Below are 24,930 nucleotides of genomic sequence, written 5' to 3' on the forward strand. Positions count from 1 at the left end.
CTATTTTAATTTTGGCGCTGGCAAACGGTTGCATCGACTCCACGTCTTCTTAAACGCGCAGCGATCACTTCTAACAGTTCTACGTCTTGTTTGTTTTCTTTGGGTTTATCTGTATGTACCCATAAAAAACGATTCACTATGGTTTTCACACTCTCTCCCCTCCAAACTGACTGACCAGTCATAATACATACATACTACCTAATTAACCACCTTATTTCAATGGTTATTCTTATGTAATTGTGTCTATTTTTATCAAAATGACCCACTGGTCATTTTATTAGTATCGTTTTTCTTTATTATCTGGTACGCTATCTATAAATATATAAAATGAGAGGACTGCGTTTTGAATGAGCGATAAGCGAACATTACTAATTGAGGCAGCTATGCGCCTTTTTGCAAGCAAAGGGTTCCACTCAACCTCGATTCAAGAAATCGCTAAAGAAAGCGGCATTTCGAAAGGCGCTTTTTATCTGCATTTTCATTCGAAGGACGAGTTACTCGTAGCGATATTCCGTTTTTATTATGGCCGTTTATGGGAGAAAGTAACAGACGTTGAGGAGAAAGGGTTGCCTCCAAAAGAGTCTTTTAAAAAGCAACTTGAAGTTCAGTTTCGAGAAATCGTAGGTCATAGAGACTTTATTATTATGCAATTTCAAGAACAAGGTCTCGCGTCAAACCCAGAAATGGCAAGGTTTATGTGGGAAAAGAAAAAGGAAATCCATTTATGGTATGAGAAGAATTTGCTACGGATTTATGGAAAAGAAGCCCAGGAGTACATCGTTGATGGGAGCGTAATTTTAGAAGGGATGTTGCATTCCTATTTCCATATAATCATGTTAAACAATCTTTCTATTTCTGCTAATACTTTAGCGCATTTTTTAATACAACGATTAGATGATGTTTTCACGTGTCTCATAAACAGAAATGAACCACCTCTTTTAACAAGAGAGTCCATTAAAATGCTACTAGCAAAAAGTCCAAATGATGTACCTGCGGCTCGAGAACAAATTGAATCAACGTTAGAAAGAATGCAACAGATCCTCTCGACATTAGCTCTTCCTTCAGAAACACGGACAGACCTGGAAGATGCACTACAAGTACTCACAGCTGAACTAGAAAAAACCGAACCTAAGAAAGTCGTGTTTCAAGGGATGCTCGCTGCTTTTTCAAATATAGAAGAACTACGTTTGGAACGTGATAAATTGGCTTTATTGCTAGGGGTTTAACAAAATGAGAAAAAGCGCCGTGTGTTATGCACGACGCTTTTTCTAACGATAACCTTGATAAGGTGATGGAGGAGTCAAATGGTTTGCTTCTCCCGTCCTCTGTTGATTGCCACACCAAGTTGGAGGCCCGAGAATAACCGATTCTTGAATCGGAGCAACCGCCCTAGCGTACTCATTTGGGTCCACGCAGTAAGCAAGGTTTACAATTTCTTTAGGCGTGAAGCGTAAAAAGTCTGATCCGTATACAATATCTGGGGTTGGCTGATCAAAAATTGTAAGAAGATGCGTATGATCTTGTAACGCCACAATCCAATGAAACCATCCTTTCGGAAACTCGGATACTTGTCCTGGACCAAGCCGGTACGACATAAGTTGTTGTGTAAAAGGATTAAAAACCGTTGTAGTGACTTCACCGGAAATAACAAAGACCAGCTCTGTTACGTTTGTATGCCAGTGTGGTTGGACGATTATGTTTTGACTTAAATGTACATTAAAGAGACCCGTTTTTATTGCGGGTAATTGATCGGCAAATACTTGTGTGATGAAATTTTGCGAATCACGTTGATAATTGACTGTCGTTGTTGCATCAGCTGCAAGCGCTAGCCCAGGAGAAGACAAAAGATGTTGATTCATAGCTGAACCTCCTTTTTCCCTGCCTATTCCTATGCAGCAAATTCACACAACATGCAAAAAAGCCTGGCGTCTTAAGAATATGAACGCCAGACTTACATATTTTTATTGATGTACTTATTCAGCTAGCTCAAGCGCTATCTCCATCATTTTCGTAAAGGATGTTTCACGCTCTTCTGATGTCGTTTCTTCTTGCTTAAAGATATGGTCACTTACTGTTAGAATACAAAGCGCGTTCACACCCGCTTCTGCAGCATTCATATAAAGAGCAGCGGCTTCCATTTCAATTCCAAGGATGCCCATGTCACGCCATTTCCCAGCAGCTTCTTTATCAGCGCTATAAAACGTATCGCTAGAAAGAATGTTCCCTACATGTACCTCTTGTCCTTTTTCATCGGCAATGTTTTTCGCTTTCTCAAGCAATGAGAAAGACGCGATTGGCGCGTAGTGACCAGGTAAGTGGTACTGGCTCACATAATTTGAGTTTGATGACGCACCCATTCCAATGATAATGTCATATAAATTCAAGTTGTCTTGAAGCGCTCCACAAGAACCGATACGAATTAAATTCTTCACACCAAAAATATGAATGAGTTCCCACGAGTAGATTCCCATGCTCGGCATACCCATACCTGTCCCCATAACAGAAATACGCTTGCCATTATATGTACCTGTATAACCAAACATATTACGGACGCTATTAAATTGTGTAACGTCTTCTAAAAATGTATCCGCAATAAATTTTGCGCGTAGCGGATCACCTGGAAGTAAAACCGTTTCAGCGATCTCTGCACCTTTTGGATTAATATGAGCTGTCTGTTTATGTTCTGACATGTTCTGTCTCCTTTATCGTAATCGATTTGGCCTTCCATCTTATACTATAGCTTGTGCATTTGCATGAATGAAATGCAAACGTCTTCCTCGTCTATCATAGTAAAATCAAAGCATATGCGCAACGAAGAATCATTCCTAGCGACTTCCTTATCTATTTCCACATCAGTTATCATTCGATTTTACTCATCAAGAAGCTTCTTATTTTTCTTAAATGAACTTTTTAACGAAGCATAATGGATCAAGAACCAAAAAACACCCGCTATAATTGCTGTAGCAATAAGTGAGATCCATTCTTCTCCCCCTGAAGATAAGGACTTGTAAAAGAAAAAAGATACTAACAAACCGGATCATCCCTCGTATTATTCCTTTTACTTCTCGTTTAAACGATGGTTTTGAGGCAACGTCCGAATATTCTATCCCAGAGATGAGGCAGGTTGCTCATGGAGTCGGAACTTCCTTTTCGTATTCTAGCTCTTGCTAAATCGTGAGCTATTCCTCTCAACCTTCTGAGATCTTCCTCCCCAATTCCTGAGCTCCTCTCTCTAATTCCTGATCTTCTCCCCCGATTCCTGAGCTGCTCTCCCGGTTCCTGATCTTCTCTCCTGATTCCTGAGCTCCTCCTCCCAATTCCTGATCTTCTCCCCCGGTTCCTGATCTTCTCCCCCGATTCCTGAGCTGCTCTCCTGATTCCTGACCTCCTCTCCCCAATTCCTGAGCTGCTCTCCTGATTCCTGACCTCCTCTCCCAATTCCTGAGCTCCTCTCCCCAATTCCTGATCTTCTCTCTCCAATTCCTGACCTCCTCTCCCAATTCCTGATCTTCTCTCCTGATTCCTGAGCTCCTCTCCCCAATTCCTGAGCTCCTCTCCCCAATTCCTGAGCTGCTCTCTCCAATTCCTGATCTTCTCCTCTCAATTCCTGAGCTGCTCTCCCAATTCCTGATCTTCTTCCCTCATTCTTGATCTTCTCCCACGGATTCCAAAGCTCCTCTCCCGATATTGTTCCACGGAACAATAAAAAATCCCAAAGACTCCTTCAAAAGAAGTTTTTGGGATAAGAGTTGTTTATTCTTTTGTAAATTCTTTATCGCTTCGGACGGTATCAATTTCGCGTACGACGCTTTCAATGTACTCGCGTTTCGGTTCGAGGAACGGTGGCAAGGATAGTTTTTCACCTAGTGTTTCGTATGGTTCATCGCCCATAAAGCCAGGACCGTCTGTTGCAAATTCAAATAGAATTTGTGGAGAGACACGTGTATAAAGCGATTCAAAGAAGTGACGATCCACATAGCCTGATGTGTTAAAGCCCATTGATTCAAGGTGATTTGTCCATTCATCAAGCACCGCTCGATCTTCAACACGGAAGGCAGCATGGTGGACAGTGCCATAGCCTTGGCGCGCTCTTGGCAAAATCATATTATGCTCAACAACAACTTGCGCTCCGTTACCACCTTCGCCTACTTCATAGAGAAAAAGCGAACCTTCATGAGCAACTTCTTTAAAGTGAAGGGCGTTTTCCAATACTTGTTTGAAGAAATCTACATTTGCCACGCGGACGAAAATGGGACCAAGACCTGTAATTGCATATTCAAGTGGTATGGGACCTTTTTGCCAAGGAGTACCTGATTCTACTCCTTCGTTTTTCTCATCTGATATAAGCTGATAGTGCTGATCATCAAAATCAACAAAAGATAACGTTTTTTTCCCAAATACTTCTTTTATGCCAGTATGGTTTACATCCATACGGTCAAATCGTTTTTCCCAGTAATCAAGCGCATTATCCGTTGGAACCCGAAACGACGTTTTATAAATCTCATCGGTCCCGTGTGACCCTTTCGGAATGCCCGGAAAATCAAAGAACGTCATATCTGTTCCTGCACTCCCTTTATCATCTGCAAAAAATAAGTGATATGTTTGAATGTCATCTTGATTGACTGTTTTCTTAACTAAACGCATGCCGAGAACGTGTGTGAAAAAGTCATAATTTTTTTCCGCACTGCTCGTAATTGCAGTAACATGGTGGATTCCTTTTAAATGATTCATGTATTATTGCCTCCTTAAAGTGGCGAATCGTTTCTTTGGTTTTATCTCTAATTCAATTATACTTAATTCGAGATATTTGTCAACGAATGAATATCAGTCGATACCTTTCGAAAAGTTTGTGTTCATGAGCGCTTTATTATGTACAGGCAAAAGGAAAAACCAACTCAAAGCAGTCGAGTTGGTTCATTCAAGACATCTGCTCCCTTAAATAGAGCCGATTGATTTTCTCTTATTGCTCCTTTGAAAGTACGCCTCCTGCTTCAAAGAAACGATTAATCCGTTGTTCTACGTCCTCATCCTCAACTAACGGAGGTGCGTGATGCCCTTTAATACGTGCGTCAATTATGACATTGTCACAACCCCAGTGTTTGTTTGCCGTGAAACTATTCACTCCATACATGTCATGTGACGGGTTGCTGCGGGTAAACGTTGTCCAGAGGAAATTCTGCCATGATTTGCTTACGAACTCACTGTCATCACATAAGATGATTAATGGGCAATTTTCTAGTCCACCCTCCTTCGCAAGTGCATTGGTTAAGGTTGTCATTTCTTTTCTAACTTGCGCATAGTCTTTGAACGCCTTTGTTTCAATCGCAATCACACCAGGTATAATTAAGTCGGCTCGTTTTATTGCTTTTGCATCAAGAAGTGCTTCAGGTACTGCTGTACATAATTCTCGTTTAACATCACCATATGCCGCAAACACAACTTTACTGCCGCTATTTAAACCTGTACCACTGTAATCCAGCGTATCAATCGTTGTATTCGTTTGGAAATGCAGGTCACGCTTTAAGTCGATTCGTTTTAATATATATTGGAGAAAAACCTCTTCATCATGTGTACTTACTGGTTCATCTTGTTCTGCCGTTAGAAACAAATATTTCGCCAAGCTAAGCTGGCCAAACCCAAGAATGCGATTCGCGATCGTTAACAATTCAGTTGGTTGTTTCACTTCTTGGTAAGGTGTGTATCGCTCACTTCCAATCGCAAACAGGAGTGGATGCACCCCCGCTGCATCAATAGCATGAACTTCTTTTACTCCTGGAAGCTCTTGCGTCACCGCATCACCAGTTAGCTCATGAATAAGCGCACCGAAGCTTGTATCTTCTTGCGGTGGTCGCCCAACAACGGTAAATGGATAAATGGCCCCTTTGCGTGCATAGACTTTATGCACTTTTAGGACAGGAAACTCATGCGTCAAACTGTAATAACCTAAGTGGTCACCAAAAGGACCTTCAGGCTTCGTATCGTCCGGATATAAGTCACCTGTTATCACAAAGTCAGCATCGTGGCTCACACAATATCCATCAACATAGCCATAACGAAAACGACGACCTGCCAACAGTCCTGCAAATAACATCTCACTAAGCCCCTCTGGTAACGGCATTACTGCCGACAATGTATGAGCAGGTGGCCCACCAACAAAAATGCTCACTTTTAATGGCTCGCCTTTATTCGCCGCTTTTGTCTGGTGTACACCAATGCCGCGTTGAATTTGATAATGCAAACCAACTTCCTTGTTCTGTTCGTACTCATTACCGTTAAGCTGCACGCGGTACATCCCAACATTGGCATTCATCATGCCGGGTTTATCAGGGTCTTCGGAATAGACCTGTGGCAGTGTAATAAATGCACCGCCATCATCTGGCCAAGAGTGAATAAAAGGAATATCAGAGATCTCAATCTCTTCAAGCTGTGAACCATTTAAACCAGGCTTCCTCATTGGTAATGCTGCTAGCGCGGAAAATCCATTGCCCAAATTTTTTAATGGGTTTTTAATGGCCTTCATTGGATCATCGCGCAGCGCGATAATTTGTTCGACTTTATCCCAGTTCTTACGAAACATAAATTTACTTCGCTCAATTGAACCAAACAAGTTCGCAACAGCAGGGTATCTCGAGCCCTTCACATTTTCAAATAAGATAGCTGGTCCACCTTCTTGGTAAGTACGACGCTGAATAGCAGCCATTTCTAAGTATGGGTCCACTTCTTCTTTTATGCGGACAAGGTGACCATGAGCTTCCAAATCAACAATGCATTCTTCTAAATTTTGATACATAAAACGCCATCCTTTCAACCGGTCTCTCTCTCCTGTCTATTATGCTGGCTCACTTAATCATCAGTCAAACGACATCTATACGATTTTCATTGAATAATGAGCAGGTATTACATCGTTGATAGAGAATAAATGAAGACTACAGGTTGATTAAACATAAAGCTCATCTTCATAATGCCGCTGCACTACCTAATCTGATAATTAAATTTCTATCTTTTATGAAGAAGATGACTGAAGAAAGGCGGTTCAATCATTGCCCTATACAATTAACATAAACCCTCCACTAACAAACGATGCAGTCCCCTCCTTAAGAGAGAAAGTCGGCTGGGGTAGACGAGATCAGGACTTCCCAGCTCTATTTAAGCGCTGCAACTTCTATGCAGCTGCTATCGACCAATCTGGCAAACTCATCGGCTTTGGCTATGTATGTGGTATGGGTCTTGAACACGGCTATATGGAAGACATCATTGTCGATCCTACTTATCAAGGTCAAGAAATCGGTACCGCCCTTGTAAAAGCTCTGTTACATGAGGGCGAGCGAATTGGGCTTGAAATCATTACTGTCTCTTACATGCCAAAACATACTTCTTTTTATCAGAAATGCGGTTTTATTTTTAGTGGTGGCGGTGTTTGGCAAAAGAATAGCTAAAACCCAGGAGCATAAGCACCTGGGTTTCTTTTGTTTTTTGTTAAACGCTAATCCCAACACGGAAACTTGCTTCCGTTACTTGCTTCACTTCTTCTAGCGTCACACCCTCTTGCAATTCAATTAACGTCATTTGCCCGTCTTTGTACGAAAAGACAGCTAAATCGGTTACGAGTAAATCAACAACTGCTTTTCCCGTTAATGGCAATGAACAGCTTTGCTTTACTTTTGATTCACCGTATTTATTTGTATGATCCATAATGACCACAATTTTCTTAGCACCTTGCACAAGATCCATCGCGCCGCCCATACCTTTTACCATTTTTCCTGGGATCATCCAATTGGCAAGGTCGCCTGATTCGGATACTTCCATGCCGCCAAGAACGGCTAAATCGATATGCCCTCCACGAATCATCGCAAATGATTCTGCACTATCAAAATAAGAAGCACCTGTTTTAGCCGTTACTGTTTCTTTCCCGGCGTTGATTAAATCAGGATCCACTTCTTCTTCTGTTGGATACCGTCCAATGCCTAATAAACCGTTTTCTGACTGCAACATTACATGTACGTCGTCTGGAATCATATTGGCAATAAGCGTAGGCATACCAATTCCTAAATTCACACACATTCCGTCTTTTATTTCTTTTACCGCTCGCTCGAGAATACGCTTCCGTGTCTCTTTCATGTTAGTTTCCCCCTCCCACTTGAGCTACCGTTCTACGTTCAATCCGCTTCTCAAATGAGTCGCCAACAAATACGTGCTGCACATAAACACCTGGCGTATGAATTTCGTCTGGGTCGAGTTCACCGAGTTCAACTAACTCTTCTACTTCAACAATGGTGACCTTGCCTGCGGTTGCTACTAACGGATTGAAGTTGCGTGATGTTTTTCGAAAGACAAGGTTTCCAAACGAATCAGCTTTCCACGCCTTTACTAATGCCACATCTCCGACGATGCCACGCTCCATAATATATCGTTTGCCATCAAACTCTTTTTCTTCCTTGCCTTCTGCCACTGGCGTATCTACACCTGTTGCTGTGTAGAAAGCAGGGATACCCGCTCCTCCTGCCCGCAGCCTCTCAGCAAGGGTTCCTTGTGGAACAAGTTCGACTTCCAGTTCTCCATTTAGAAATTGTTGTTCAAATTGTTTGTTTTCACCTACGTAGGAAGCAACCATCTTTTTTATTTGTTTGTCTTCAAGTAGCTGCCCTAAACCAAAGTCATCAACGCCACAATTATTGCTAACAACAGTGAGGTCTGTCACACCCTTTTCTTTTACAGCTGCAATTAAATGTTCAGGTATGCCACATAGTCCAAATCCTCCAACAACTAGCGTTGCCCCGTTCTGGATCTGGCTCATTATTTGATCCGTTGAAGCGATGATTTTACTCATTCAAATCGTCCCCTTCTCAACACAATAGTCACAAACGAAAACGCTTACATACATTCTAACAAGAATAGCCGGATCTTTCCATTTAATCTGCAAAAGGGGACAAAGAATGACAAACCAGCTCATGCACTTAGTGTTGTTTTCGGTTGTCGTGGTATGAAAGACGCTTCTTAGCGCTAGGCGAACGTCTCTATAGCCAGTTGAATATGATGAAAAAGCATCTATCTATTATGCAGGGGGTGGGACGATGGGTCATTCAATCAAAGCCTTTACAGGTGCTTGGATTGAAGCAATTGGAACCATTGTTGCCGCCGTCGGCGATACTCCTTCAGACACAAGACCTGAGGAAGCAACTGACTTCCTCGGTCTATGGGGCAATGTTTTGCAAGCTACAGGGAACGGTCTAATAGCAGACACCAATGAACCCGGTTCTCTTGATCAAGCCGGGAACGTTATTCAAGCGGCAGGAAACTCCATTATTGTTGGTGCGCTTATCCTGCCATTCAATGAAGACTTCGAGCAAACATTAACGATTAAAGGAAACTTATTTCAAGCCGCTGGTGGGGCCGTTTCTTTCTCCGGGGATGTAAAAGCGGATGTGAACATCGCTAGTATATACGCCTTTTACGGGGACCTTCTTCAAGTCATTGGAAACTCCATGCAAGCCCTCGCTGGCATTCTTGATTTCGAAGTTGATAGGCACGAAGAGCGCTTGAATACTACGGGAAGCTGGATTCAAGCGATTGGCGCCGTCCTTTCTGCCTTAAGCGCAACAAAATCACTAGAGAATAATGGCGTAAAAGAGGATACCGACGAGAAAAACCTAGTCAATTACCGGAGTACATGTAAAGCAATACAGTCATAATCACATAACAAGTAATAACCGTTAACGACGGTAGCCAACTTACTCGTTTTATCCCTTTATTTATATAAATTGCAGCGAGCATAACTGTTGTAAGAATTAATAGAGCAAGCAATGTAATCCAATGAACTGAACTTGCATCTCCAATTAAAGTAGCGTCCCGATAAAATAAATCAGCCACTCCAAGCAGGATTAAGTTAAACATATTGCTTCCAATAATGACACCAACCGCTCCATTATATTGACCACGTTTTAATGCAAGGTATACAACTGACACTTCTGGCAAGGTGGTCGCTCCAGCAATAAGCAAACTACCAATAAAAGATTGACCGAGCCCAGTGATGACCGCGATTTCGTCACCAAGTACCGTTAAGTATGACCCCGCCGCCATAATGATTAATGCAGCAATAACAAAGCGAATGATTGCACCCTTTAAAGTCAACGTTGTTTTCTTTTCAGCAGGTGGTTCATCAGGTAATTTATTTGCATGGTTTAAATAAAAAATACCTCCAAAATATAAGGCGATAATTAGCCAAACATCAATCCCAATTCCTAAAAAGCCAACAGACGTCCTTATAAGAAAAGCACTTGCTACAACTAGTGTGAGAACAAGACCCAATAACGCAGGAATAGCTGATTGCTTCGACACATGTACATACATTTTCTTTTTTCTAAACCACATATCAACAGCAGCTAGTACAAATAAATTAAAGGCATTGCTGCCGAGGACATTTCCCACAGCTAGATCAGGGCTACGAATCACCCCGGCTGTTACGTTTGTCGTTACTTCTGGCAATGAAGTTGCACCTGCAATTAAGACAGCACCTGCAAAAAAGCCTGTCATTGCCGTTTTTTGTTGAATCACATTTGCATACTTTGATAACTTCACTGCCGCAAATACGGTCACAGCGACCAAGAAAGCAAAAAGAAGATAAACCATTTTGTTTCACCTACCCTAGGCTCTTTTTTTGAGCTTTTTTTTACGGTCTTTGGGTGTCGTCCCTGCCCGTCTCACTTCCTTCTTCATAGGATGTGCAAGAAGCGTTTATTTCACGCAACTTTTTACACGTCTGATGATGGAGGAGGATCATGAACCTAACGAAACGTATTACTGCTGCACAAGCGTTTAGTTTACGTGCACTTAAACAAAACCAACAAGAAGATGGCTCGTTTGTTTTCTGCTTTGAATCCGGGCCAATGACAGACGCATACATGTTGCTGTTACTCTTCTCTTTTCATGATAACAAAACGATGATCCGCGCCTTACAAAAGCGACTTATTACGAGCCAATCGATCTATGGATATTGGAAGCAATTCCCTGATGATAAAGGACATCTCTCTTTAACAATTGAAGCATACGTGGTGTTGACCCTAAAAACCGTAGTCATCGGCATCAGATGTGGCGACTTGTTCAATCCCACGGGAACCGTAAAAGCTGGTTGTAAGAGGAAAAGCGCCGTCATTCATTGCATGACGGCGCTTTTTCTTACTACTTATTCCCGATTGTTTTGATCCGCTGCACAAAGGCTAGTAGTACAAAAGCAAACACAACAATTGATAGCACCCAATAATAAGCAAGTGCCATATTACCAGATTCCACCGCAATAAAAATGCTCGTTGGGATTGTTTGAGTGACGCCAAAAATACTTCCTGCAAACATTAACGTTGCCCCGAACTCACCAAGGGCTCTAGCAAAGCCCAGCATATAGCCAGAAACAAGTGCCCTCCAAGTAAGTGGCAATGTCACATAATAAAAGACTTTCCACTCACTTGCACCCATTTGTCTCGCTGCTGCTTCTAAGTCATCGTCAACGGCCTCAAAACCATTTATTAACATTTGATAAATAAGAGGAAAGGCAACAACCGTTGCCGCAATAACAGCGGCCAGATAAGAAAAAACAATTGGCTGATTAAACAGATGCTCAAACCATTCTCCAATAAAGCTTCTACGACCAAATAGCGTCAGTAACCCAAAGCCGATAACAGTTGGCGGCAAAACAAGGGGGAGCATTAAAGCCGTTTCCACAAAGACCTTCCCTTTAAAGCGACGCTTTTTTAGCATCCATGCAGCGAAAACAGCAAGCATAAATGAAAGGACGCTCGCTACTGCAACAACTCGAAGGGAAACAACAATCGGCGTCCAAAACTCTACGCCCATCCGTTAATTCCTGTTAAAGCCGTAGGACTCAAAAATTTCAAGTGGCTCTTCCGTTTGTAACCACTCATAAAAATCAGCCGTCTCCTCTTTATCAGCAGCCTCTTCCAACAAACCAATCGGGTAAACGATCGGATCATGAGTATCTTCTGGAGCATGATCAACAATCATAATCTCGTCGCCAGATGTGCGCGCATCCGTTTCATACACAATGCCCGCATCCGTATTTCCTGTTTCTACATATGTAAGCACTTGCCGCACATCCGACCCGTACCGCGTATTTGCTTCAATTTCTTCCCACATATCAAGAGATTCCAAAGCTTGGAGCGCATACTTGCCCGCAGGTACACTCTCTGGATTTCCCATTGCAATACCTTGAATGTCTCCGCTAAGTAAGTCAGTCCACTCATTTAAGTCTTTAGCTGCCTCTGGTGTTGCAATAAAGACAAGCTGATTAAGCAATACATTTGCTGACTCCCGCACCTCGTTATCTTCCTCTAAACGTTCCATATCCGATAATGAAGCGGACAGGAATAAATCTGCAGGAGCACCTCGCGAAATTTGCTCTCTTAGTTGTCCAGAAGAACCGTAATTAATGACCAACTCAACATCTTCTTCATCTTCATAAAGCACTTTTATTTCATCTAAAGCGTCCGTTAAACTCGCTGCTGCCATCACCATAACTTCTGTTGGTTCCTCGTCTCCAGACGTACTACAAGCAGTCAAAAACAGACAAGCGACAATCGAACTAAAAGCTTTTTTTTTCATAGTAGCCACTCCCGATTTCTATCTCATTCCAACTATAAATTATGTTTTGTTATAAGTAAATCTATTTAGTTATAACTAGTTTTCATTTTCCGACCAAAAGCGTTGGATCTGTTAGAATGGATGTAGAAGAGAAAGTGAGGGATCAGACATGCTTAAGGGATCTTATACAACAGAAGAAATTGCACAAATGCTCAAAGTATCGAAACTAACTGTTTACGATTTAATAAAAAAAGGCAAACTTCCAGCCTACCGTGTCGGAAAACAAATGCGTATTGACGCGTCTGATTTAGAAGCCTATAAACATAAAAATAAAACGGCTAGCACAGTCCCTGTGTTTACTAAACCGTCCCCCTCTCCACAGCGCTCTGTTGTCATAAGCGGACAGGATATCTCTTTAGACATACTTGGAAGACATTTAGATCAAAAGCAAAACTGGCGTTCACTGCGTTCCTATCATGGTAGTTTAAATAGTTTAATTTCAATGTACCAAAACGAAGGAGACATCGTGAGCGTCCACCTTTATGACGGTGAAACAGGCGAGTACAACTTGCCTTATATTAATCGAATCTTAACAGGTAGATCCTATCTCGTAATCAACTTACTTAGTAGACAAGCTGGATTTTATGTCCAAGAAAACAACCCTAAGAAACTTTATGACTGGAGCGATCTGGGCAAAGAAGGTTTAACGATCGTAAACCGCGAAATCGGCTCTGGTGCACGAGTTCTATTAGATGAAAAACTGAAGTCCCATCACATTCATTATCAAAAGCTCCAAGGCTATGAACATGAAGAAACAAGTCATCTAAGTGTAGCGAGCGCAGTCAAACAAAAGCGTGCCGATGTAGGTATTGGCATTGAAAAAGCGGCAAAAACGGTAGGAACTGAATTTGTCCCATTAATCGAGGAACGATACGATCTTGTTTTACTCAAGAAAGAAGAAAACATCGAACTGATTAAGCAAACCCTTTCCGTCTTAAAATCTACTTCTTTTCAGGAAGAAATTGCAGCATTAGGTGGCTATAACGTTGCACAAACGGGGGAAGTACTGTTTGAACGATGAATAACGTTCATTAGAAAATAGACTAACTACAGACTTGCTCAAGTAACGGCAGAGGAGGCGCTTCATATCGAGCTCCTCCTCGAATCAGAACTACAAAGCAATCTCAATTACCCTTTTTATCAACTGGTAACCAATAAAAAGCGCAACGCCCCAAATCATAATGGCTGAACCGCAGTTAATCATCTTCATCAGATGCCCTTTTCCATCTACTGAAAGGACCCAACCACCGATCCATGCCAATCCTATAAATGAAATCCATGAAACGCCAATACAAGCTACCGCAAAGGCTGCCTTCTCATAAAAGAAATGATAGTGAAGTGAATTAGTACCAATCACACCGACGGTATCAATAACCGCATGAGGATTAATGAGTGAAACGGATATGGCAAACACTATTTGCTTTCGAGCAGATAGTGGGGATGCTCCTCCACTTCGAACACTGAAACTGCTCTTCCAAATCGAATAACCAATATAAAGTAAAAAACAAAAGCCAATTGCATACATGCCAAGCTCTAGCGCTGGAATAGCGAGCACAAGTACTGAAACACTAAACACAGCTAGGAGTATCAATAGCGTATCGGAAATGGCAGCCGCAAAAACGGCCGGCAGCGCTCCCCTCATTCCCCGGTGTGCAGCGCCTTGATTTAAAATAAAAATGTTTTGTGGACCAATCGGTATAATTAAACCTAATGATAAAATAAGTCCATGAACCATTGCCGCAACCATCCAATTTTCCTTTCCAGTTAACAATTTTTGTTGATATGATTAGCATAATGGCGTTTCACTAATTATAAAACAACCACTGAGGCACTAATTCAACCAACCACTTTCTCATTTGAAAGGAGAAGCTATGGACTGGAAACCACAGCGATCAGATTCAAAAACATTGTTTACTCAAATTCATGACTGGATGCTTTCCCATATCGAGCGTGGCGATTGGCCGATTTCTATGAGGCTTCCTTCACAACGGAAGCTTGCCCATGATTTAGGGGTTAATCGCAGTACAATCGTTCAAGTGTTTGAAGAATTAAAAGCAGAAGGGATACTAGAAACGATACATGGTAGCGGCACATATGTTTCAAGCAATGGATGGGAACTGCTATTAGCCCGTAAACAACCAAATTGGAATGCACATATGCAGAATAGCCTGTATACACCGAATGTCGAGACGATCCAATTAATCAATGAATTTGAACAAAAAAGCGAAGTCCTCAGACTAGGGACTGGCGAGCTTTCACCTGAGTTGTTACCACTAACAAAACTTCGTCAATCTTTAACCGAAATGGTCTTAACCGAGGAAAACATTCGTTACTCGTCACCAAAAGGGAATATCCAACTAAGGCACGCTGTCGCATCTCATTTGAAAAAAAAGGGGATCAGCGCTTTTCCAGAGAATATTTTGATCGTTTCAGGTGCTTTACAAGCGCTTCAACTCATTAGCTACGGCATACTTGCACAGCATTCAACTGTATATTATTCAGCCCCTTCTTACGTTGAATCAATCCAGTCTTTCCAGGCAGCCGGAATGAAGCTCATTCCAATCGAAGCAGAAGACAGAAACATTGCCAAGAAAAATGCATTCTTCTATACCATTCCGACATTAAACAACCCCTCTGGTACGATCATGTCAGAAAAAGAACGCAGCGCTTTGATGCAACGATGCAGGCAAGATCAGATCCCGATCGTAGAGGATGATGTTTATGGCGACCTTACATTCACCGATCCCCCACCGCCATTAAAGGCGATGGATACAAGTGGTCAAATTGTCTATGTGGGCGGAATGTCAAAAACAATTAGCCCTGGTTTACGGATTGGTTGGATCACTGCACCAGAACCAATTATTAATAGCCTTGCCGATTTAAAGATGCAACTGGACTATGGTTCGAGCGGCTTTTCACAGGAAATTGTCACTTACTGGCTTCAATCAGGACTTTATGAAACCCATCTCACTTCATTACGTACTACGTTACAAAAGCGGGCCCAATATACCGAAACGATGCTAAATGAAACATTTGCAGACATTGCGACATGGGAGTCACCAAAAGGGGGCTTTTACATTTGGCTGCGATTTAATCAACCAATTATTAAGAAAGATGTATTTAAAGAGCTATTGCAACACAATGTTTTAATTAATCCCGGCTATTTGTATGACCAAAAGGACAATCACCACATACGCTTGTCTTATGCATATGAAAGCCTAGAGCGGCTTGTAATAGGGTTAGCTCGTTTAAATAAAGTCGTCAGAAAGCGGTTATTGATCAATCATTAACTGAAGAAGGCAGCCATCATGCACCTTCCAATAAACCTATTAAATAAGCAGAAAATCTTATCATTCGTTTGAATTTATAGGTAGGATCAGCTAGACTTTTAGAGGCTTTAAACTAGTAAAAAAAGTGAGTTTATTATGGTTGGTGAAGCACAGAAACAAGCATCTCTTTATTTAAAACGAAATTGGTGGAAATCAATTGGATTTATGGTTATTTCATACCTAATTATTATCTTTTTTGGGAATCACTTTGTGGACTTCGTTTTAGCGAAGACGGATTCTCTATCAGTCCAATTTCTATCTCAACGTCGATGAATCTCTTATCCATAGTAGGGAAAATCGGAGCTCTAATTACAAGTATTGTCCATTTTGCAATTCTCGATTATTGTTTCGGGTTAAAAGAACGAGAAAATCGATTTTTTCAGCTTTTCTTTATAGTTTTAAGAATCCACGGTTGCTTTATAAAGGCATCTTTATAAATATTATCAACATGACATTATTATTCTCCGCCTTGATGCCTATTGGATTTGCAATTTTAGGCTTATTCACGGGTGCGATTTCAATTGGATACTTCTTCTTAATCGCAGTATCAGTTGGGCTGCTTTACCTTTATTTAGGCTTCTCTCATGTTTTATATATTCTCTACGAAGATCCCCAAAATGGATTTTTCTCTGCGGTTTCTTACAGTTTTCAGTTAGCAAAAGGCAACCGACTGCCGTTAATGGGATTGTTTTTTCTTTTTAGTCTTATTCTCGCTCTAGGTTTAGCCGTTTTTATCGTTGGCGTCTTTTTCAGTCTTGTCTATTATCACATGACACGGGTTGAATTTTATAAATTGCTTCAATCACGTTCGCCTCTTCAAACAGCAACACAAAGAAACTTTAAAAAAGCGATGAAGGAGCAGAGGAGTCAATAAACCTTGTTCATTGCTTTTCATTACGTATAACGCCAATTAGTCCTTTCCGCATTTCCCTAAAAAGACTCCCTTGTATACGTAGACGCATATCTACCTTTACAAGGGAGTTCTCTTATTAAGCTTTCTTTACTGTATCGCGGAATTCTGCGACAGATAAACGCCTGCCACTTCTAGCTGATTCTTCGATTGCCGCAAGAACCACTTGATTCTTGAGACCGTCAGAGAAATTAGGTGTTGGCTGCTTGCCATGGACGACACCTTGCAGAAATTCATGCAGCAAGTGGATAAATGTATGTTCATAACCAATCATATGACCGGCAGCCCAGTAAGAATCCATGTATGGGTGTGATTCTTCTGTTACATCAATCGTTCGAAAGCCTTGCATGCCGACTTCATCATCAGCTACGTACAACTCCAACTTATTCATATCTTCCATATTCCAGCGAAGGGACCCTTTCTCGCCGTTAATCTCGAATTGGTTGCGATTGCGGTTTCCACCAGCAAATCGAGTTGCTTCGAACGTGCCCATTGATCCACTTTCAAACTTAGCAATGATGGCAACTGCATCATCAACGGTCACTTGTCCCTTTTCTCCGCCTTCGACTTTGGCACTAAGGCCTCCAGTCATTGCACCAGTTGGACGTTCTTTAATAAAGGTTTCTGTTGTTGCCGATACTTCAGCAATTTCGCCAACAAGAAAGCGCGCTACATCTAGACTATGAGCAGCCAAATCTCCAAGCGCTCCCGAACCGCACACATCTTTATTTAAACGCCAAATGAGCGGAAAGTCAGGACTCATAATAAAGTCTTGTAAATAATTTGCCCGGAAATGATAGATCTTTCCAATACGACCATCATCAATCAATTTTTTTGCATATTGAATCGCAGGAACAAAACGATAATTATGGCAAACCATATGGATGACGCCATTTCGCGAAACGGCTTCATGCATGCGCTCCCCTTCTTCAACTGTCATTGCCAGTGGCTTCTCGGTGATCACATGCTTCCCGGCATTTGCTGCTGCAATGGCAATCTCAGCATGAGTATTGTTTGGTGTTACAATATCGATGACATCAATATCATCTCGCTCAATCAAAACACGCCAATCTGTTTCATAGGAGGCAAACCCCATTTGATCGGCCGCTTGGCTTACCGCATCCTCGTTTCTCCCACAAATGGCTTGTAAGATTGGATTAGCATCCGTCTCGAAGAAGAACGGAATATCCCGGTAAGCATGGCTATGCGCTTTCCCCATAAATTGATAACCGACAAGTCCAATACGCACACCTTTTTTTCCCATATTTATCCCTCCATTCATTATCGGTCTTGCGTTTTCAGCATTTGAAACACAGCTGGTTGCTCGCACGTGCTTGTTAACTCATAATGCGTGCCCTTCTTCGATGCGTAATGGAACCCGTGCATCATCTCAAGCACATGGAAAGCAAGTTCTCCACTCGGACGAATTGAGCGGCCTTCTTGAATGGCCGTCGCCATATCTGCAAGGCCAATTCCCCGGCTGTTGTCTTCATGTTCAAAGCGTGATGGAACAACTCGCCACTCACGATCTCCTTCTGTACGAAGATGGACATCTCCTCCAAAATGGTTTGGATCCGGGACAGATAAACTCCCTTTTGTTCCGTACACTTCGATAAATGGAAGACGGTGGTACCACGTATCAAAACTCGTAATAATAGATGCAATGGCTCCATTTTCAAAGTCAATAATGCCATTGATTTGCGTTGGTGTTTTTACCTCAATTTTTTCTCCAGCTTTTGGCTGGCTGGAAATGACCCGTGTTTTCTGCGCCACACCTGTAGAAGCGGTTACGCGTTTTGCTGGCCCAATCATATGAACGAGAGCCGTTAAATAATATGGTCCCATATCAAACATTGGACCAGCACCTACCTCGTAATAAAAAGCAGGGTCGGGATGCCAGTGCTCATGCCCATGATTCATCATAAAGGCAGTAGCTGAAACCGGCGTGCCAATTTCACCCGAGTCAATAAGATGCCGCGCCGTTTGATGAGCCCCTCCAAGAAATGTATCAGGAGCATTGCCAACAAATAGCCCTTTCTCTTGAGCTAATTGCAATACTTCTCTTCCTTGCTCAAGTGTTGCTGTTAAAGGCTTTTCACCATACACATGCTTTCCTGCTTCTAATGCTTTTTTGGCAATTTCCGCATGAACAGAAGGAATGGTTAAATTCAGAATAAGCTCCACTTCAGCATCAGCGATTATTTCCTCTACGGAAAGCACTCGTTTCACGTTGTATTTCTCTGCTTGTTGTTTGGCACGCGCCTCTTGAATATCCGCAACAGCAACAATTTCAAATGAATCAAATCGACGGGCGTTTTCTAAGTAAATGGAACTAATATTGCCACAGCCAATAACTCCTACTTTAATTGGATTCACGTTTCATCCCCCTTTTATCTTGCTGCCCACACCATGCCATTGCGCATAAGCTGCGTAACTTCAGGCATACGTACAATTTCCGCGACATGGCCTAATGCACAATAATAAACTTTGCCCTTGCCCCATTTTTTTGTCCAGACAACCGGCATCTCGACAGTACCATTGCCCGTATGAGGACCTTCTGCAACGGGAAATGTAGTTGTTGCATATACATCGACCGCAGGGTCAACATGCATATAATATTGTTCTGATACAACTTCAAAATCTGCCATCCCCTCGGTTAACGGGTCATTTTCATCCTTAATGTTTACGGTATAGCGGACGCCATCATTACCTGGATGAGCGACCCACTGTCCACCAACCATAAATTGATAGTCGGTTTCCATCCTGAACGAATCACCCATACCACCATGGAGACCAGCGAGCCCAACTCCACTTTCTACTGCTTGCATAAGTGCCTTTAATTGATCTGCTTCAATTTTTCCTTGAGTCCAATTTGGTACAATCAAATCATACGAAGTCAGTTCTTCTTGCGCTAATGTGTCTAACGTATCTGTCACTTTAACGTCAAAGCCTGCCTCGCTAAGTACTTGTTCCAAAAGTTCTGCCACTTGTTTTGGTTCATGACCATCCCAGCCACCTTGAAAGATTAATGCTTTTTTCATACGAACTCCTCCTCTTTTGTAAGCGCTGTTATTTTGTTTTTTTAAAAAGTGGACATGTCTTTGTTTCGATTGTAAACTAAGTCTATTTTAATGTACGTCTCTTTGTAGTTGTTGTCAACGGTTTAAGTCCGTATAATGTTTAGTGAGTAAACAATGATCGGAGTTGTTGTCGTGTTAAATGCCAGCCATGAATTGATGAAGGATTTTAATAAATCGACTGTTTTTCGTCTCATTAAAAGCCATCATCCCATTTCACGTGCAGAAATTGCTAAGCGGAGTGGATTAAATAAAGCAACGGTCTCTACGCTCGTAGCACAATTAATTGAAAGTGAGTTTGTTTATGAAATCGGAACAGGTAATTCTAGTGGCGGACGGAAACCCGTGCTCTTGTACTATAACCAAGCAGCGGCACATACCATTAGTATTGATATTGGTGTCAACCGCATTATCGGTGTAGCAACAGACTTATCGGGAAAGATTTTGCAACAGGAAATCCTATTGTTTACAGATCGCTCGTTTGATCACGTTTTAGGTGAAGCGAAAAAACTGATTGCCTCCTTAATCGAACGTGCTCCTAAAAGTCCATACGGCATTTGCGGCATTGCGATCGGTGTGCCTGGAATTGTTCAGTCAAATGGCAATGTGTTGCTTGCACCTAACTTAGGGTGGTCAAACGTTGATATTAAAACGCCACTTGAACAAACATTCCAATTACCTATTTTAGTAGAAAATGAAGCCAATGCTGGAGCTTACGGCGAAAAGTTATATGGAGCAGGAAGCTACTATAATCACGTTGCTTATGTGAGTATCAGCATTGGTATTGGCACAGGTCAAATTAGCAACGGTCAATTGTTTCAAGGAGCAAATGGCTATGCAGGTGAATTTGGTCATATGTCGATTGATTACAATGGCAAACGATGCCGTTGTGGCAACAAAGGGTGTTGGGAGTTGTCTTGTTCGGAACAGTTTTTGCTTGATACCGTCGCAACCAAACTAGGAGTTGATTCCATTCGCTTTGAAGATGTGCTCGCGGAAGCATATAACCAAAACCCTCTAGTTCTAAATGTCCTCACTTCAGTTGGACGCTCACTTGGTGCCGGTTTAATTTCCATCATCCATGCCATGGATCCCGAAGTTGTTATTATCGGCAACCGGTTCTCATTGCTGAAAGATTTCTTGGAAAATCCCGTTTTAGAAGTGTTAGAAAAACAATTGCCTCCTCATTTGCAAGAGGCACCTAAAATCATGTTCTCGGAGCTTGGTCAACAATCTGGTGTCCTTGGTGGTGCTTCATTTGCGATAGAACGATTTTTTGACGAGCATCGGATCAACCTATCGCTCACTTAAACAAAAAGCTTGCTTCCAATTAAACGGAAGCAGGCTTCTTCGGATAAATAACCAGTTTAATCGTGTTCGCTTTATCGACCAGCGCTTGATTAAATGCAGCTTCTGTCTCTTCCAACAAAAAACGTCCTGTCACTATGGGATCGAAGTTCAGCTGATGAGCTTCAATTAACGCAACCGCCTTTGCATACGTATTCCGGTAGCGAAAGACCCCTAGTATATCTAGTTCATTATCTACCACATGGGAAACATTAAGCTCAGCTGTTTCTGTTGGCGGCAATCCAACCAAAACAACTCTCCCACCACGACTAACAGCAGCGACGGCACTTGCAAATGCCGCTCCATTCCCTGCTGTCTCAATTGCAACGTCCGCGCCAGTTCCTCCGGTGATCTCGGCAACCTTATGATCAACTTCTTCTTGTCCAAGCAAAACCGTGTGGGTCACGCCCATATCTTTTGCAGCTAGCAATCGACTCTCTTCTAAGTCAACGCCAATAATGGTTGTTGCACCGGCAAGTTTCGCAGCCATTGCCGACATCATTCCAATTGGTCCCATCCCCATAATAACAACCGTTTCGCCTGCAGCCACACGTCCGCGTTCCACTGCATGGAGACCGACAGAGAAAGGCTCGATTAAAGCAGCTGTTTCGTCACTAATTGAGTCTGACACCGGAAAGACGAGGTCATGTCGAACGGCGATGTATTCACAAAACGCCCCATCGTATGGCGGTGTCGCTAAAAAGGAAACCTCTTTGCATAAATTATAGCGTCCTGATTTACAGAAACGGCACGTTCCACATGTTCGCCCGGGCTCAACTGCCACACGTTGTCCAATTGAAAGATGGGTTACTGCATCTCCAATCTCAACGATTTCTCCCGCAACTTCATGTCCAAGAATAATTGGCTCTTTCACCACATATGGACCAATTTTGCCATGTTCATAATAATGAATGTCTGATCCACATAACCCGACCGCTCGAACCCGAATTAATACATCTTCTGGACCCGGTTCCGGTCTATCCACATCGCGCATGTTCAATTGACCCGGCCTAATCAACGTATTTGCTTTCATTGTAGCCATTCAAACAACTCCCATTTCTTTAATCCATCGAAAAACGATACACCGTCTGATGCTTGTATTCTTCGCCGGGCTTTAACCATATTGACGGCAATCCTTTATGGTGCAATGAAGCGGGAGGTCCTTGCGCTTCCAAACAAAAACCACTATGTTTTTTTGCTTTCTTCCCATCTGAAAGGACAAAATCCTCATTTAGTCCGTTTCCTGTATAAAACACTACCCCTGGTTGCGTTGTTTCCATACTGAGAACACGCCCACTTGTCGGTTCTTTAACTCGTACTTGTTCAGCGCTTCCTTTCTTCAATAAGAAATAATGATCGTAACCGTCACCAGCAACTTGATTTTGTTTATGACCCGAACCACTGCCACTTTTAATAAGGCGTTCACGGGAGAAGTCGAATGGCCCACCATTTCCAGAGTCAATTAAACCCGTTGGGATAAGCTCTTCATCTAACTCTAAATAGCCCTCACTTTTCATTTGTACCTGATGTCCCGCAATTGAATGAGTGCGATCACCCGTCAAATTAAAATACGTATGGTTCGTTAGCGTCAACGGTGTCATTTCATCTGTTATGGCCTGATAAGCAATGATCCATTCGTTATCATTTGTTAGCGTATAGGTTACAGTCACCTGCACACTTCCAGGATAATTATAAGCTCGATCATTCCAACTACCTTGTAAGACAACACCAACTTCTGTATCTGTTTGAAACGATTCTACGTTCCACAGTTTTTGATGATAGCCCGCTTCCCCACCATGCAATTCATGCCGTCCTTCACTTGGTTTAAGGTTTATTTTTTTTTCACCTAATGTAAACATAGCCTGTTGAATTCGTCCTGCTACCGGTCCAATTAATGCACCAAAGTATGGCTTGTTTTTCTTATAATCATCAATGTCATCAAAAGCAAGTACAATATTCTCGCTTTTACCATGACGATCAGGGACGGTAAGCCTTGTGACGACTCCACCAAAATCAAGCACATCAAGGCTCATCCCTCTATCATTTTCTAACGTAAATAACGTCCAATCATTTTTTACACTTCTTTTGGTCACTTGCACAACGATCGCTCCCTCTTCAACAATTACCGAAAGTTGGCGAGCTTTTGACTTAGTTTCGCAGTTGCCGGATAAACATCTTGATAAAAGGCGAACAGCTGGTTATATACATGTACATGGTCCGGGTTAGGATGATAGATTGCTTCCTGCTTTAAAAAAGAAGCTGCACAATCTCGTAGTGATTCAAACCAGCCACTACCAACCGCTGCAAGCATCGCTGCACCCATTCCAGGACCTTGATCGCCTGCGAGTTTCACAATGTCTACATTAAAAATATCCGCTTGCATCTGCAACCACTGTTTGTTCTTAACTGCGCCACCAATGGAAACTACTTCCGTTATTTCTTTTCCTTGACTGCGGAAGACCTCAAGCGATTCCCTCAACGAGAATGTAATCCCTTCCAATACAGCTCGCACAAAATGCCCTTCCGTATGCCGGGCATCGATTCCAATAAAACTGGCACGGATCGCTGCATCAACGTGGGGCGTTCGTTCTCCCGTTAGATAAGGGGTGAATAGGAGACCATCAGAGCCTGGAGGAATCGTTTCAATTCCTTCAAGGAGTTCCTTAAACGGCTTTCCTTCAGAAAACGTTTGCCGAAACCAACTTAAACTATGTCCTGCAGCTAGGGTGACGCCCATTGTATAAAAAACACCAGGTGCCCCGTGGTTAAAATAATGTACTTTCCCTGCAAAATCCTTGCTGCCGCTTGCTTCATAGGACAATACCACTCCGGATGTACCAATGCTTACGAGTGTCTTTCCTTCCTCCAGGACGCCTGCACCAATTGCTCCACAGGCATTGTCTGCCCCGCCAGCAAATACGCGTAGGGAAGCAGACAGTCCTGTCTCTGCTGCTATTTCAGTGGTAAGCGTTCCTACTTCCGCTTGTGCTTCAACTAAAGGAGGACACATCGATGGTTTAATCTGGAAGCTTTTGCACATTTCATCATTCCACTGTTTCTTTTCAATATCAAGCAACAACGTTCCTGCTGCATCGGAGAAATCCGTGTGGACTTCTCCTGTTAATTTCAAGCGAACATAATCTTTTGGCAACATAAACACACTTGTTCTAGCATACAATTCTGGTTCATGTGTTTGCACCCAAAGGAGTTTCGTTAATGTAAATCCTTCGAGCACTGGGTTTTTTGTTGCTTTATGAACGTTTTCAACACCTAACTTTTCATAAATCGCTTTGCATTCAGCTGTTGTGCGTGTATCATTCCATAAGATTGCGGGGCGAAGTGGCTTATGCGTCTCATCAAGTAAAACGAGACCGTGCATCTGCCCTGAAAAACTAATGCCTTCAATTTCTTCCGGATCTCCGGAAAACGTAGCGACGATTTCCTTTAAACCTGCTAGTGTTTGCCGGACCCAATCATCAGGGTATTGTTCACTGTACCCAGCTTTTCCATGTAACAATGGATATTCTTTTGATACCTCAAGCACAACTTCTCCAACTTGATTCACCAAGAGCAACTTCACTGCACTTGTGCCTAGATCAACACCAATAACATAACTCAT

The 24,930-nt window shown here is 42.3% G+C and carries 27 protein-coding genes; 9 read left to right on the forward strand and 18 right to left on the reverse strand.

Annotation, left to right across the window (positions count from 1 at the left end; all coding sequences use genetic code 11):
• Positions 1-5: 5 nt before the first annotated feature.
• Complete coding sequence (locus BK584_RS24665; RefSeq protein ID WP_169871273.1) at positions 6-149, reverse strand: hypothetical protein; 144 nt, start codon at positions 147-149, stop codon at positions 6-8.
• A gap of 198 nt (positions 150-347) precedes the next feature.
• Between BK584_RS24665 and BK584_RS13880 the strand changes: the two genes are divergently transcribed.
• Complete coding sequence (locus BK584_RS13880) at positions 348-1,226, forward strand: TetR/AcrR family transcriptional regulator (protein WP_078393162.1); 879 nt, start codon at positions 348-350, stop codon at positions 1,224-1,226.
• Positions 1,227-1,268: 42 nt separating this feature from the next.
• Here BK584_RS13880 and BK584_RS13885 read toward each other — a convergent pair whose 3' ends face one another.
• From BK584_RS13885 to BK584_RS13905, 5 genes are all read right to left on the reverse strand, one after another.
• Complete coding sequence (locus tag BK584_RS13885) at positions 1,269-1,859, reverse strand: cupin domain-containing protein (protein ID WP_078393163.1); 591 nt, start codon at positions 1,857-1,859, stop codon at positions 1,269-1,271.
• A gap of 114 nt (positions 1,860-1,973) precedes the next feature.
• The gene (gene deoD / locus BK584_RS13890; protein WP_078393164.1) at positions 1,974-2,690 is read right to left on the reverse strand and encodes a purine-nucleoside phosphorylase; all 717 of its coding nucleotides are present in this window, start codon (positions 2,688-2,690) and stop codon (positions 1,974-1,976) included.
• 542 nt (positions 2,691-3,232) lie between these two features.
• Complete coding sequence (locus BK584_RS24910) at positions 3,233-3,703, reverse strand: hypothetical protein (RefSeq protein WP_078393165.1); 471 nt, start codon at positions 3,701-3,703, stop codon at positions 3,233-3,235.
• A gap of 50 nt (positions 3,704-3,753) precedes the next feature.
• Positions 3,754-4,731, reverse strand: a complete 978-nt coding sequence (locus BK584_RS13900; protein ID WP_078393166.1) for a ring-cleaving dioxygenase — start codon at positions 4,729-4,731, stop codon at positions 3,754-3,756.
• Between the two features lie 229 nt (positions 4,732-4,960).
• Positions 4,961-6,790, reverse strand: a complete 1,830-nt coding sequence (locus tag BK584_RS13905) for a UbiD family decarboxylase (protein WP_078395619.1) — start codon at positions 6,788-6,790, stop codon at positions 4,961-4,963.
• Between the two features lie 250 nt (positions 6,791-7,040).
• Between BK584_RS13905 and BK584_RS13910 the strand changes: the two genes are divergently transcribed.
• Positions 7,041-7,436 carry a GNAT family N-acetyltransferase gene (locus BK584_RS13910; protein ID WP_078393167.1) on the forward strand — a complete coding sequence of 132 codons (396 nt, stop codon included), beginning with the start codon at positions 7,041-7,043 and terminating at the stop codon, positions 7,434-7,436.
• Positions 7,437-7,476: 40 nt separating this feature from the next.
• Here the strand turns inward: BK584_RS13910 and BK584_RS13915 are convergent, their stop codons facing one another.
• The gene (locus BK584_RS13915) at positions 7,477-8,118 is read right to left on the reverse strand and encodes a 3-oxoacid CoA-transferase subunit B (RefSeq protein ID WP_078393168.1); all 642 of its coding nucleotides are present in this window, start codon (positions 8,116-8,118) and stop codon (positions 7,477-7,479) included.
• Between the two features lies 1 nt (position 8,119).
• Positions 8,120-8,827: a CoA transferase subunit A gene (locus tag BK584_RS13920; RefSeq protein ID WP_078393169.1), complete on the reverse strand. Its 708-nt coding sequence runs from the start codon at positions 8,825-8,827 to the stop codon at positions 8,120-8,122.
• Between the two features lie 244 nt (positions 8,828-9,071).
• Here BK584_RS13920 and BK584_RS13925 point away from each other — a divergent pair, with 244 nt between their 5' ends.
• Positions 9,072-9,689, forward strand: coding sequence for a DUF6944 family repetitive protein (locus BK584_RS13925; protein ID WP_078393170.1), 618 nt, complete (start codon positions 9,072-9,074; stop codon positions 9,687-9,689).
• Here BK584_RS13925 and BK584_RS13930 read toward each other — a convergent pair.
• Positions 9,652-10,626: a sodium:calcium antiporter gene (locus tag BK584_RS13930; protein WP_078393171.1), complete on the reverse strand. Its 975-nt coding sequence runs from the start codon at positions 10,624-10,626 to the stop codon at positions 9,652-9,654. The two genes, BK584_RS13925 and BK584_RS13930, sit on opposite strands and share 38 nt — an antisense overlap.
• Positions 10,627-10,775: 149 nt before the next feature.
• Between BK584_RS13930 and BK584_RS13935 the strand changes: the two genes are divergently transcribed.
• Positions 10,776-11,198 carry a hypothetical protein gene (locus BK584_RS13935; RefSeq protein WP_078393172.1) on the forward strand — a complete coding sequence of 141 codons (423 nt, stop codon included), beginning with the start codon at positions 10,776-10,778 and terminating at the stop codon, positions 11,196-11,198.
• On the opposite strand, the gene modB is transcribed toward BK584_RS13935, so the two are convergent.
• Both modB and modA read right to left on the reverse strand, forming a co-directional pair.
• Positions 11,176-11,844, reverse strand: a complete 669-nt coding sequence (gene modB / locus BK584_RS13940; protein WP_078393173.1) for a molybdate ABC transporter permease subunit — start codon at positions 11,842-11,844, stop codon at positions 11,176-11,178. The genes BK584_RS13935 and modB overlap by 23 nt on opposite strands.
• 3 nt (positions 11,845-11,847) lie before the next feature.
• The gene (gene modA, locus BK584_RS13945) at positions 11,848-12,609 is read right to left on the reverse strand and encodes a molybdate ABC transporter substrate-binding protein (protein WP_078393174.1); all 762 of its coding nucleotides are present in this window, start codon (positions 12,607-12,609) and stop codon (positions 11,848-11,850) included.
• 148 nt (positions 12,610-12,757) lie between these two features.
• Here modA and BK584_RS13950 point away from each other — a divergent pair, with 148 nt between their 5' ends.
• A complete protein-coding gene (locus tag BK584_RS13950) occupies positions 12,758-13,669 on the forward strand; it encodes a substrate-binding domain-containing protein (protein ID WP_078393175.1) in 912 nt (303 codons plus the stop codon).
• Positions 13,670-13,759: 90 nt separating this feature from the next.
• On the opposite strand, the gene BK584_RS13955 is transcribed toward BK584_RS13950, so the two are convergent.
• Entirely contained in the window at positions 13,760-14,395 is a 636-nt protein-coding gene (locus tag BK584_RS13955) for a LysE/ArgO family amino acid transporter (RefSeq protein WP_078393176.1), read from the reverse strand.
• A 124-nt stretch (positions 14,396-14,519) separates the two neighbouring features.
• Between BK584_RS13955 and BK584_RS13960 the strand changes: the two genes are divergently transcribed.
• The 3 genes from BK584_RS13960 to BK584_RS13965 all read left to right on the forward strand — a co-directional run bounded on the left by BK584_RS13960 (position 14,520) and on the right by BK584_RS13965 (position 16,851).
• Positions 14,520-15,938, forward strand: coding sequence for an aminotransferase-like domain-containing protein (locus BK584_RS13960; RefSeq protein WP_078393177.1), 1,419 nt, complete (start codon positions 14,520-14,522; stop codon positions 15,936-15,938).
• Between the two features lie 135 nt (positions 15,939-16,073).
• Complete coding sequence (locus BK584_RS24670) at positions 16,074-16,250, forward strand: hypothetical protein (protein ID WP_169871275.1); 177 nt, start codon at positions 16,074-16,076, stop codon at positions 16,248-16,250.
• A gap of 139 nt (positions 16,251-16,389) precedes the next feature.
• A complete protein-coding gene (locus BK584_RS13965; protein WP_078393178.1) occupies positions 16,390-16,851 on the forward strand; it encodes a DUF975 family protein in 462 nt (153 codons plus the stop codon).
• 115 nt (positions 16,852-16,966) lie between these two features.
• Here BK584_RS13965 and BK584_RS13970 read toward each other — a convergent pair whose 3' ends face one another.
• The 3 genes from BK584_RS13970 to BK584_RS13980 are packed head-to-tail and all read right to left on the reverse strand — an operon-like array spanning position 16,967 to position 19,928.
• Complete coding sequence (locus tag BK584_RS13970) at positions 16,967-18,151, reverse strand: Gfo/Idh/MocA family protein (protein WP_078393179.1); 1,185 nt, start codon at positions 18,149-18,151, stop codon at positions 16,967-16,969.
• Positions 18,152-18,168: 17 nt separating this feature from the next.
• Entirely contained in the window at positions 18,169-19,263 is a 1,095-nt protein-coding gene (locus tag BK584_RS13975; protein WP_078393180.1) for a Gfo/Idh/MocA family protein, read from the reverse strand.
• 14 nt (positions 19,264-19,277) lie between these two features.
• The gene (locus tag BK584_RS13980; RefSeq protein WP_078393181.1) at positions 19,278-19,928 is read right to left on the reverse strand and encodes a ThuA domain-containing protein; all 651 of its coding nucleotides are present in this window, start codon (positions 19,926-19,928) and stop codon (positions 19,278-19,280) included.
• A 153-nt stretch (positions 19,929-20,081) separates the two neighbouring features.
• On the opposite strand from BK584_RS13980, the gene BK584_RS13985 reads away from it, so the two are divergent.
• Positions 20,082-21,275, forward strand: coding sequence for an ROK family transcriptional regulator (locus BK584_RS13985; protein WP_078393182.1), 1,194 nt, complete (start codon positions 20,082-20,084; stop codon positions 21,273-21,275).
• Between the two features lie 19 nt (positions 21,276-21,294).
• Here BK584_RS13985 and BK584_RS13990 read toward each other — a convergent pair whose 3' ends face one another.
• Genes BK584_RS13990 through xylB form a run of 3 tightly spaced genes read right to left on the reverse strand, consistent with a single transcriptional unit; the run spans position 21,295 to position 24,930 of the window.
• Entirely contained in the window at positions 21,295-22,353 is a 1,059-nt protein-coding gene (locus tag BK584_RS13990) for an NAD(P)-dependent alcohol dehydrogenase (protein WP_078393183.1), read from the reverse strand.
• Between the two features lie 19 nt (positions 22,354-22,372).
• Complete coding sequence (locus tag BK584_RS13995; RefSeq protein ID WP_078393184.1) at positions 22,373-23,410, reverse strand: aldose epimerase family protein; 1,038 nt, start codon at positions 23,408-23,410, stop codon at positions 22,373-22,375.
• 23 nt (positions 23,411-23,433) lie between these two features.
• The gene (gene xylB / locus BK584_RS14000; protein WP_078393185.1) at positions 23,434-24,930 is read right to left on the reverse strand and encodes a xylulokinase; all 1,497 of its coding nucleotides are present in this window, start codon (positions 24,928-24,930) and stop codon (positions 23,434-23,436) included.

The sequence above is a fragment of the Shouchella patagoniensis genome (genome assembly GCF_002019705.1).
Lineage (GTDB): Bacteria > Bacillota > Bacilli > Bacillales > Bacillaceae_D > Shouchella > Shouchella patagoniensis.